The organism is Vibrio sp. T11.5 (assembly GCF_027587155.1).
GTDB classification, from domain to species: domain Bacteria; phylum Pseudomonadota; class Gammaproteobacteria; order Enterobacterales; family Vibrionaceae; genus Vibrio; species Vibrio neptunius.
The window spans coordinates 39894-48992 of record NZ_JAPPTP010000032.1 but is presented as its reverse complement, the minus strand read 5'-3'; the positions used below and the strand labels follow the sequence as shown (position 1 = coordinate 48992).

Genomic DNA, 9099 nt, shown 5'->3' with positions numbered 1-9099 from the left:
CTTCCTTCGTCAGTCTAGGGAATGACGGTTTATCTCTCGAAGGGTATAAAGCGCTGCCCCAAAAACAAAAAAGGCTTGGTCAACGGCGACCAAGCCTTTTCATTTAGATGTTGTGTTTGTTTTGTATTTATCACCCCAGTCTGCCTGGAGTTCTCGACTAACTTAGGTTAGTGAATTTCGCTGTAAATTAATATTCACAGCTAAGAGCTTAAGTTCGCGGAGGTAACACGGAGTTTGCGCGAGCAAATGAGTATTACCGACAAAGAAATTAAGCTCCTTAGCGAAGAAAATTAGCCGCCTACCGCGATGTTCTTCATATCAGTCATATAACCACGCAGCTCTTCACCAATATACTCAACCGGGTGGTTGCGAATCGCATCGTTCACCGCAATCAGCGTTGCATTGTCTACTTGGTTAGACGTCTCACCTAGACCTTTACCGATAACGTCAGTGCCAACTGAAGGCATGAACTTCTCACGCAGTAGCGGCGTTGCGACGTTAGCGAATAGGTAGTTACCGTATTCAGCTGTATCAGAGATAACAACGTTCATTTCGTACAGACGCTTACGTGCTACTGTGTTTGCGATTAGTGGTAGCTCGTGTAGTGACTCGTAATACGCTGACTCATCAATGATACCTGATGCTGTCATTGCTTCGAATGCTAGCTCAACACCCGCGCGAACCATTGCAACCATTAGGATACCGTTGTCGAAGTATTCTTGCTCTGAGATTTCAACGTCACCTGCTGGGTAGTTTTCAAATGCTGTTTCACCTGTCTCTGCACGCCAGCCTAGTAGATTGGCATCGTCGTTTGCCCAGTCAGCCATCATAGTGCTAGAGAAGTGACCTGTGATTACGTCATCCATGTGCTTGTTGTACAGTGGACGCATCAGCTCTTTCAGCTCTTCAGAAAGCTCAAATGCTTTGATTTTTGCTGGGTTTGATAGGCGATCCATCATGTGTGTGATGCCACCAAACTTCAGCGCTTCTGTAATGGTTTCCCAACCATACTGGATTAGCTTACCTGCGTAGCTTGGGTCAATACCTTCAGCAACCATCTTTTCATAAGAAACGATTGAACCCGCTTGTAGCATGCCACATAGAATAGTCTGCTCGCCCACTAGGTCAGATTTTACTTCAGCAACGAATGAAGACTCTAGACAGCCCGCGCGGTGACCACCAGTGCCCGCAGCCCAAGCTTTAGCGATATCCCAACCTTCACCTTTTGGATCGTTCTCTGGGTGAACCGCAATGAGGGTAGGAACGCCGAAGCCACGCTTGTACTCTTCACGTACTTCTGTACCTGGACACTTAGGCGCAACCATCACGACTGTTAAGTCTTTACGAATCTGCATACCTTCTTCAACGATATTGAAGCCGTGTGAGTAACCTAATGCTGCGCCCTCTTTCATTAGCGGCATTACCGTCTCAACCACATTGGTGTGCTGCTTATCTGGTGTTAGGTTAACCACTAGGTCTGCTTGAGGGATAAGTGTCTCGTAGCTGCCTACTTCAAAACCATTTTCTTTCGCGTTTTTGAACGATTGACGCTGTTCATCAATCGCTGCCTGACGCAGTGCGTAAGCCACATCAAGACCTGAGTCACGCATGTTCAGACCTTGGTTCAGACCTTGTGCACCACAACCAACGATAACCACTTTCTTACCTTTCAGATAATCCGCTTCTGTCGCGAATTCACTGCGGTCCATAAAGCGACAACGGCCAAGCTGATCTAGCTGCTCACGTAAGTTTAATGTATTGAAATAGTTAGCCATGTTAGGGCTCTCCTTTGAGAATTTATCCGTTTGGGTCGGTGTTTCATTACCGAATGCCTCGATACTAAATCAGACATTGGGTTGCTTAAAGTGATATATTCACAATTAGTTATTGCAAAAAATGCAACAAGGAAGCACTTATTTTATGAACATTAAAAGTCTGCAATTGTTCATTCACCTGTGTGATAGCAAAAGTTTCGCCAAAACAGCGTCTGCCATGCACATCAGTCCTTCTGCTCTCAGCCGTCAGGTACAAAAGTTAGAAGCAGAAACAGGCCAAGAACTGTTCGTACGGGATAACCGCAGCGTTGAGTTGACCCCAGCGGCCAAAAAACTTTTGCCTGTTGCTTTAAAGATTCTCGGAGAATGGCAAAATTTCAATGCGCAGCTACAGGGGCATGAAGAGGAGTTAAAAGGTGAAATTCGCCTGTTTTGCTCGGTGACCGCCAGCTATAGCCACCTGCCTGAGCTGTTGTCAGAGTTTCGCCTTCAACATCCGTTTATCGAGTTTAAACTGTCTACTGGTGATCCGGCTCAGGCGATAGACAAAATCCTTAACGATGAAGTCGATGTCGCCATCTCTGCTCAGCCAGAAACACTGCCCGCCAAGCTCAAATTTGAAACCATAAGTGAGATTCCGCTGTCGGTGATCGCCCCGGTCGGAGTGAGCAACTTTGCACCAGCTCTACAAAAGGATAAACCTGACTGGTCGTCTATTCCTTTTATTGTGCCGGAATCAGGTACCGCACGAGACCGCGCCAACACTTGGTTTAAAGCAATGAGAATTAAGCCGAACATCTACGCGCAAGTTTCAGGTCATGAAGCCATTGTCAGCATGGTAGCGTTGGGTTGCGGTGTTGGGATCGCACCCGATGTGGTGATCAACAACAGCCCTGTCAAAGAGAAAATTCAACGGCTCAAAGTGGCCTCGATTAAACCCTTTAAGCTTGGGGTGTGCTGCAAGCGTTCACAACTGGATAATCCACTAGTCAAAGCACTATGGGAAGTCGCACAAGACGCCTATATTGCGCCCTAACTGGTTACCCGCATAAACAATAAAGCCACCGTTTTCGGTGGCTTTATTGTTTATGGTTATCGAGGCAACTGAGACGATTAAATCACTCGCGAGAATTGCTGCTGACGCGCCTTCGCTCGGAGATATTTATCAAAACACATGCAGATATTACGAATTAGTAGACGACCGCGTAATGTCACTCGTATTTCTTTGTCGTCGACTTCCACTAGCTCATCATCAATAAAGGTTTGCAACAACTCTAGATCTTCGCTGAAGTACGGGTTGAACTGAACATTAAATTCCGTTTCTATTGCTACTTTATCAAGCTTAAAGTTACAGATGAGTTGTTTAATAACCTCTCTTCGGAGTAAGTCATCACTATCAAGAGAGAGACCTTTCCATAATGCATGACGCTGTTCATTGACCTGAGCATAGTACTTTTTCAACTCCTTCTGGTTCTGCGCATAGGCATCACCAATCATCGAAATAGCAGAAACACCAAAGCCAATCAAGTCACATTGACCTTGCGTGGTATAGCCTTGGAAATTGCGGTGAAGGATGCCATTACGCTGAGCCACAGCCAATTCATCATCCGGCTGAGCAAAATGGTCCATACCAATAAATTGGTAACCGGCGTTGGTCAAAGTGGCGATAGTGTCTTGAAGAATGGCCATTTTCTCTTCTGCTTGTGGCAAGTCTTCATCTTTGATTTTACGCTGAGCAGCAAACAGTTGCGGCATATGAGCATAGTTAAAGATAGACAGGCGACCCGGCTGCATTTCAAGCACTTGAGCCAGTGTTTCAGCAAAACGAGCTTGAGTTTGTTTCGGTAGCCCGTAAATCAGATCTAAATTTGTCGAACGGAAGCCCAACTGTTTCGCACGCTCAACCATAGCAAAAATGAATGCTTCATCCTGTTCACGATTGACCAGTTTCTGAACTTCTTTATTGAAATCCTGAACACCAATGCTCAAGCGATTAAAGCCTTCTTGTCGCAAGTGATCGAGCATATCGAGTTCAATCTCACGCGGATCGACTTCAATACTGATTTCTGACTCAGCTTCAAAGCTAAATTCAGCGCGCAGAATATTCATCAAACGGCTGATTTGGGCTTGGGTCAAAAATGTGGGTGTACCACCGCCAAAATGCAACTGGGTCACCTTACGTCCTTGCAGTAAGGCGGCACGTGTCAGAATCTCCTGCTCCAGTACATCGAGATACTCATCCGCTTTATGGGCATGACGCGTAATGACCTTATTACAACCGCAGTAATAACAAAGCTTGTGGCAAAAAGGAATATGGATGTAAAGCGACAGAGGTCGCTCTGGATACTCAGTACAAGCCATGTCGTAGTCGGCAATGGTAAACGCCTCATGAAACTCTAAGGCAGTTGGATAAGACGTATAGCGTGGACCAGAATAGTTGTACTTATCTAGGATGGCTTGATCCCACACTATTTGTTGGCTTGCGACGGCTTGCTGAGACATGGTGTACTTCCGTTAATGCTGTAATGCGTATCCGGTGTGATTGACCGTGATAAATTTGGGGCTATTTTGCCACACACTGAGGCGGGTCACCGGGTGGCAACGTAATTATTGAGTGACAATAGTCAGAATTGATAACTCGATCACTCACTCATCAGTGTAAGTGATCGAGTGACTAAAGTATCAATCTAGATCATCTGAATGTTGATCTGGTTGTTTAAAGGCTGAACTTTTTTCTGCAGCAGTTTTAGCTCTTCGACGATCGCATCCTGAAGACGCGACTCGGCTTTGTGGCGTTGCAGATTTTGCTTCATGCGATCTTTCTTCGCCATTTGTTGGCGATCGTCACCACGAGGCATATCTTTTACAATGTGGAAAAGCTCGGCTGTCGCCGGAAATTCCTTATCAAAATCAACACGATCTTCACCCTGAACGTAGTCCATGATGTTGTAGACACGAATACTGATTTCCGATAAATCACACTGGCCCTGAATACCGGCCATACACAATATATGGACGTTTTCAAAGATGTTGGCGTTACGCTTTTCGATGGCCAGCTTCTTATGCTGTTCCTGCAATTCCTTTTGCTTCTTCAACTGGAGCAGAAGGTAACCTGCATAGGACGCTAAGCCGAGAACAATGACTCCACCAGCAATGGCTAACAAGGTTACGTTCATGAATCGCTTTACCCTTTAAACTGGTCCAAATCTAGATCTTCAAACTGCGATAGCAGTTCATCTTCTGATGAGGTTTTCTTGCTCGCCTTTTTCGCTACCGGTGCGCTCGGCTCTTCAACGACTTCTGGCTCTTCTTCCTCTTCATAGAGGCCTAGTTGCTTCATCAGTATTTCAATACGTGCCAATTTCTCATCGACATACTTCTGAAGACCTGCACCTAAACTTTCACCATTATCAAGGCGATCAAGCAGGACATTCAACTGGGCGTCATTTTCCAGCATCTCCAGCTCTTGTTCTGCATTAACACGACGTTCGGCCTTGGTTGGCTTCTTCACCGCTTCAACCACGAGAGGAATTTTCTTCTTGCTACCTAGACGTGTATCGCGCTTTTGTCCCGCTGTCTGCTGTTTAAGTTGCTTCGCTTCAGAATTGCGACCACCGGTCTTTAGACCTTTACGTTTCTTCTCTTTTTTACGCAGACGTCCTTCAACGTCAGCTTCTGTACGATTTCGAACAACAATAACGTCGCCATTACCGCCCGATCTTACTTTCTTACTACGGCTCATTACTGGGCTTTCCTCAGTAAAATTACATCATTACCAATAAATTCAAGCTTGAGCTGATCCCGCTCTGCCAAGTACTTAAACGTGTTACGGCTAAAAAAGACCACATGCGTTGGGTCATTTTTATAGTGCCATCTAGCAAACGCTTCGACATCAATGACCATCTTGGTCATCAGACCAATCCAGCCACCTGGCTTAACTAAATTCAACCATTGCTGCCATATCTGATCTGGATAATACAAATGCTCGATCACCTCAGTGGCAGTCATAAAGTCATAAGTACGATTTAGCACCTCAGTATTGGGGTGATAATAAAGGTCGTACAACGACATGTTGTGTCCCTGCTCTTGCAACATCAAGGAGAGTGTTGGCCCAGGGCCACAACCAAAATCTATTCCTGTCGAGCCAGACTCAATACGTTCCAATATGGGGGTTGCAACCCGCGATAAAAAGGTACGATAGCCAGCATCATTTGGATCGTTCTCATGCAGATCGTAGTGGGCTTTTTCAGCCTTTGCATCCAATCTTTGCTCTGGGTTAACAAACACCAGCTCACATCGCGGACATTGGAGATACTCACGACGCTTGTCTCCAAAGTAATTCATTGATTCCGGGTTATGGCAAAGTGGGCAGTGGTGCATGATGACATCCTCAAACAGGGATGCGAAACATACCAGAAAGTGGCCAGAGAGTGGAGTACTATTGTGCAAATAATCATCGATTCAGTGAAATATTCCCTCTCCGAGCAATAATCTTATCGATGGAATAAAGCAACCGTGTTGACGAGAGATAGAGGCTAGTGGATTTCAGATATAAAAAAAGCGATAGATAACTCTATCGCTTTCTAAAAATGCCTTTCGGCGAAACTGTGTTACACGGATTATCGTGCACCAAATTTCCATTTGTTTTAGGCGCTTTCCCTGCAAAAGGTGTCGTTTTTCACCGTCCTGGTGAATTTTGGCTTTCCGTTTACTTCCCGTATCTGGGCTAGTCCTTAGCCTGATCCTTTTCGCTGTCTACACCATTAGACGAGTCGACCATCCCTATCCAGTAAGCTTCCTGCTTACCTATATTCCTTTAAGACCTCCAAGCATCCATCGCCTGCATCCTTGGAGACCATCATGGTCTAAATTCCGTATCAGCGCCCTGCCGATGAATACACTTTAACGATTGACCAATTTTGAACAATCCACTTGAAGAAAAAAAACGTCTTTTTTTTTCCCTTCAATCCTCTTCCATTATTTTTCAAACAGTTATAAACAGTGTGAAGAAATGAGCACAAGATAGCATAGCCGATCTCTCACAAAAACTCGGGAAAGATGGAGCCACACAAGGAAAAACCCGATGTGACGTGTGTCATACGAAAAAGCCCAGACTTTCGTCTGGGCTCATTCAATACAACATTGCTCGGGCAGTATTTAATAGGGCTTAGTGTAGGCCGCCAACATATTTAGACAAAGTATCGATGTCTTCGTCTGTCAGTTTCTTCGCGATATCTTGCATCATGCCATTCATATCATTAGCACGAGAACCATCACGGAATTTTACTAGCTGAGCTTTAATGTAGTCAGCATGCTGACCTGAAATTTTAGGGAAACCTGAAAGCTCAGTACCGTTACCGCGAGGGCCATGACATGCAATACATGCCGTCAGACCACGTTTTGCATCACCCGCTGTATATAGGGTTTTGCCTTGCTCCACCACGTTTTCAGGCGTCGTGTTGTGAGAAATTTGTAGAGATGTATAGTAAGCCGCAAGATCTTTCATATCCTGCTCAGACAGTGGCATCGCCATACCGCCCATGACTGGATCCACACGACCCTGCTGACCACCACTGGTCATACCCAGTTTGAAGTCTTTCAGCTGTTTCTCAATATACTTAGCATGCTGACCTGCTAGTTTAGGGTACATTGCGAGTTGGCTGTTGCCATCAGCACCATGACAAGCAACACAAGTTTGGGATTTTGCTTTACCAGCTTCGATACTGCCTTGGGCCCATACAGAGCAGCTGGCTAAAAGACTCAAGATTAGCGCTAATTTCTTCATGACATTCCATTATAATTATCAAGCTTCCAGTACCACTCCGAGTTGCCACTCATGGTACAATAGGCGACCTTATGCCGAGCACGGTTATTTTACACAATTTCACATAAAAGTAATCAATCGACTACACAAAGTCGAGATGGAGTTAACAGTGAGCGTAAAAATTCATTATCAAAACACCCATTTCATCACCAGCGCACCTGATATTCGTCACATGCCTGAAGATGAAGGTATCGAAGTTGCGTTCGCGGGACGCTCCAACGCGGGCAAATCGAGTTCTCTTAACCGACTTACCAACCAAAAGAGTTTAGCAAAAACCAGTAAGACACCAGGCCGAACTCAATTGATCAACCTATTTAAAGTCACTGAAGGTTGCCACATCGTCGATCTACCAGGATACGGGTTCGCCCAAGTTCCACTGGAGATGAAAAAGAAATGGCAGAAGTCATTGGGAGAGTATTTACAAAAGCGTCAATCATTAAAAGGGCTGGTGGTACTGATGGATATCCGCCATCCAATGAAAGACCTAGATCAACAACTGATTTTCTGGGCTGTAGACAGCGGTATACCAGTGCAAGTGCTGTTGACTAAGGCCGACAAGCTCAAAAGTGGAGCACGCAAAGCCCAGGTACTGAAGATTAAAAATGACGCGGTCGGCTTTGGTGGCGACGTTAGTGTCGCAGCGTTTTCTTCTTTGAAAGGTCTTGGCGTTGACGTACTGCGTAACAAACTCGATGAGTGGTTTGCGCCTGCCGTCGCACAACAGTTAACGGGTGAGATTATTGAAGACCAGCAAAGCGACGAACAAGAATAATCACACTTTTGAGTAACACGAGCCTCACTGTTCCAGTGGGGCTTTTTTGTGTCAGCACAACAAGGAACGTACAAAATAAAAATCCCCACCACTTGGTGGGGTAACGGGAGAGAAATAATGGTTGTTATTATTATCCCAGTAGAATTATTCAAAGCCGCAGACAATGCAACGCTTGTTTTCTCTCTTCTCCTTTGCTCTCTCACCACAAAAATTATATCTAAAAACATGATAAATATAAGAAATAAAACTCTAACCACCAAACTATGTGCACAAGTTAAGGCTTGGTTTTCTAGTTGAAAAAATAAAAGTGTGACTGAAGTTTTATTACAAAATTGGCCTGAGTTACCAAATACTCTCAATACTCACGATTAAGAATATGTGATCTGGTGATAGATACTGAACAAGGAGGCACAATATAGGGGAATTGCAGAAAGTTTTTGAAATATATAAAGTTTTTATTTTGCACAATAAAAAACGCCCCAGTCAAATACTGACTGGGGCGGCTGAATCAGCCTAATCCAATAACGTGAAACAAAAGGTCTGAAAGATAGAACATCTTACCTCTGTACCCTACGCAGATTAATGTACAACAATTGGTCAGAAATGGAAACTGTTTTTGTAATTTTTTTTCATTAAGATTTTATTTAACTACATTACTCACTTATAAACATTGGCTTTTTTAGACTCAAAAAAAAGCCAGCGATTGGGCGCTGGCTCATGTAATTCGG

Annotated in this window: 10 protein-coding genes; 3 read left to right on the top strand and 7 right to left on the bottom strand. The window is 44.6% G+C overall.

The features are described from left to right. Positions 1-290: 290 nt before the first annotated feature. On the bottom strand, positions 291-1775 hold the full coding sequence (ilvC, locus tag OH455_RS21265; RefSeq protein ID WP_045977524.1) for a ketol-acid reductoisomerase: 1485 nt from the start codon (positions 1773-1775) through the stop codon (positions 291-293). Positions 1776-1920: 145 nt separating this feature from the next. Here ilvC and ilvY point away from each other — a divergent pair, with 145 nt between their 5' ends. Further along, complete coding sequence (gene ilvY, locus OH455_RS21260; protein ID WP_206376396.1) at positions 1921-2811, top strand: HTH-type transcriptional activator IlvY; 891 nt, start codon at positions 1921-1923, stop codon at positions 2809-2811. Between the two features lie 77 nt (positions 2812-2888). On the opposite strand, the gene hemN is transcribed toward ilvY, so the two are convergent. The 5 genes from hemN to OH455_RS21235 all read right to left on the bottom strand — a co-directional run bounded on the left by hemN (position 2889) and on the right by OH455_RS21235 (position 7560). Further along, positions 2889-4277: an oxygen-independent coproporphyrinogen III oxidase gene (gene hemN, locus OH455_RS21255; RefSeq protein ID WP_269982731.1), complete on the bottom strand. Its 1389-nt coding sequence runs from the start codon at positions 4275-4277 to the stop codon at positions 2889-2891. A 185-nt stretch (positions 4278-4462) separates the two neighbouring features. Then, complete coding sequence (locus OH455_RS21250) at positions 4463-4951, bottom strand: DUF2489 domain-containing protein (protein ID WP_269982730.1); 489 nt, start codon at positions 4949-4951, stop codon at positions 4463-4465. Between the two features lie 8 nt (positions 4952-4959). Continuing rightward, positions 4960-5517, bottom strand: a complete 558-nt coding sequence (gene yihI, locus OH455_RS21245) for a Der GTPase-activating protein YihI (protein WP_269982729.1) — start codon at positions 5515-5517, stop codon at positions 4960-4962. Beyond that, a complete protein-coding gene (locus OH455_RS21240) occupies positions 5517-6155 on the bottom strand; it encodes a class I SAM-dependent methyltransferase (protein ID WP_269982728.1) in 639 nt (212 codons plus the stop codon). Before OH455_RS21240 ends, yihI begins: the two co-directional genes overlap by 1 nt. 787 nt (positions 6156-6942) lie before the next feature. Next, the gene (locus OH455_RS21235) at positions 6943-7560 is read right to left on the bottom strand and encodes a c-type cytochrome (protein ID WP_045977530.1); all 618 of its coding nucleotides are present in this window, start codon (positions 7558-7560) and stop codon (positions 6943-6945) included. A 148-nt stretch (positions 7561-7708) separates the two neighbouring features. Between OH455_RS21235 and yihA the strand changes: the two genes are divergently transcribed. Beyond that, positions 7709-8371, top strand: a complete 663-nt coding sequence (gene yihA, locus OH455_RS21230; protein ID WP_269982727.1) for a ribosome biogenesis GTP-binding protein YihA/YsxC — start codon at positions 7709-7711, stop codon at positions 8369-8371. A 48-nt stretch (positions 8372-8419) separates the two neighbouring features. Beyond that, positions 8420-8668: a hypothetical protein gene (locus tag OH455_RS21225; protein WP_269982726.1), complete on the top strand. Its 249-nt coding sequence runs from the start codon at positions 8420-8422 to the stop codon at positions 8666-8668. Positions 8669-8879: 211 nt separating this feature from the next. Here OH455_RS21225 and OH455_RS23445 read toward each other — a convergent pair whose 3' ends face one another. Next, positions 8880-8927, bottom strand: a complete 48-nt coding sequence (locus OH455_RS23445) for a hypothetical protein (RefSeq protein ID WP_438356636.1) — start codon at positions 8925-8927, stop codon at positions 8880-8882. Positions 8928-9099: the final 172 nt, after the last annotated feature.

Excerpts from the sequence above, each read along its gene's own strand:
- ilvC (WP_045977524.1), bottom strand. The coding sequence starts at position 1,775 with ATGGCTAACTATTTCAATACATTAAACTTACGTGAGCAGCTAGATCAG.
- ilvY (WP_206376396.1), top strand. The coding sequence starts at position 1,921 with ATGAACATTAAAAGTCTGCAATTGTTCATTCACCTGTGTGATAGCAAA.
- hemN (WP_269982731.1), bottom strand. The coding sequence starts at position 4,277 with ATGTCTCAGCAAGCCGTCGCAAGCCAACAAATAGTGTGGGATCAAGCC.
- OH455_RS21250 (WP_269982730.1), bottom strand. The coding sequence starts at position 4,951 with ATGAACGTAACCTTGTTAGCCATTGCTGGTGGAGTCATTGTTCTCGGC.
- yihI (WP_269982729.1), bottom strand. The coding sequence starts at position 5,517 with ATGAGCCGTAGTAAGAAAGTAAGATCGGGCGGTAATGGCGACGTTATT.
- OH455_RS21240 (WP_269982728.1), bottom strand. The coding sequence starts at position 6,155 with ATGCACCACTGCCCACTTTGCCATAACCCGGAATCAATGAATTACTTT.
- OH455_RS21235 (WP_045977530.1), bottom strand. The coding sequence starts at position 7,560 with ATGAAGAAATTAGCGCTAATCTTGAGTCTTTTAGCCAGCTGCTCTGTA.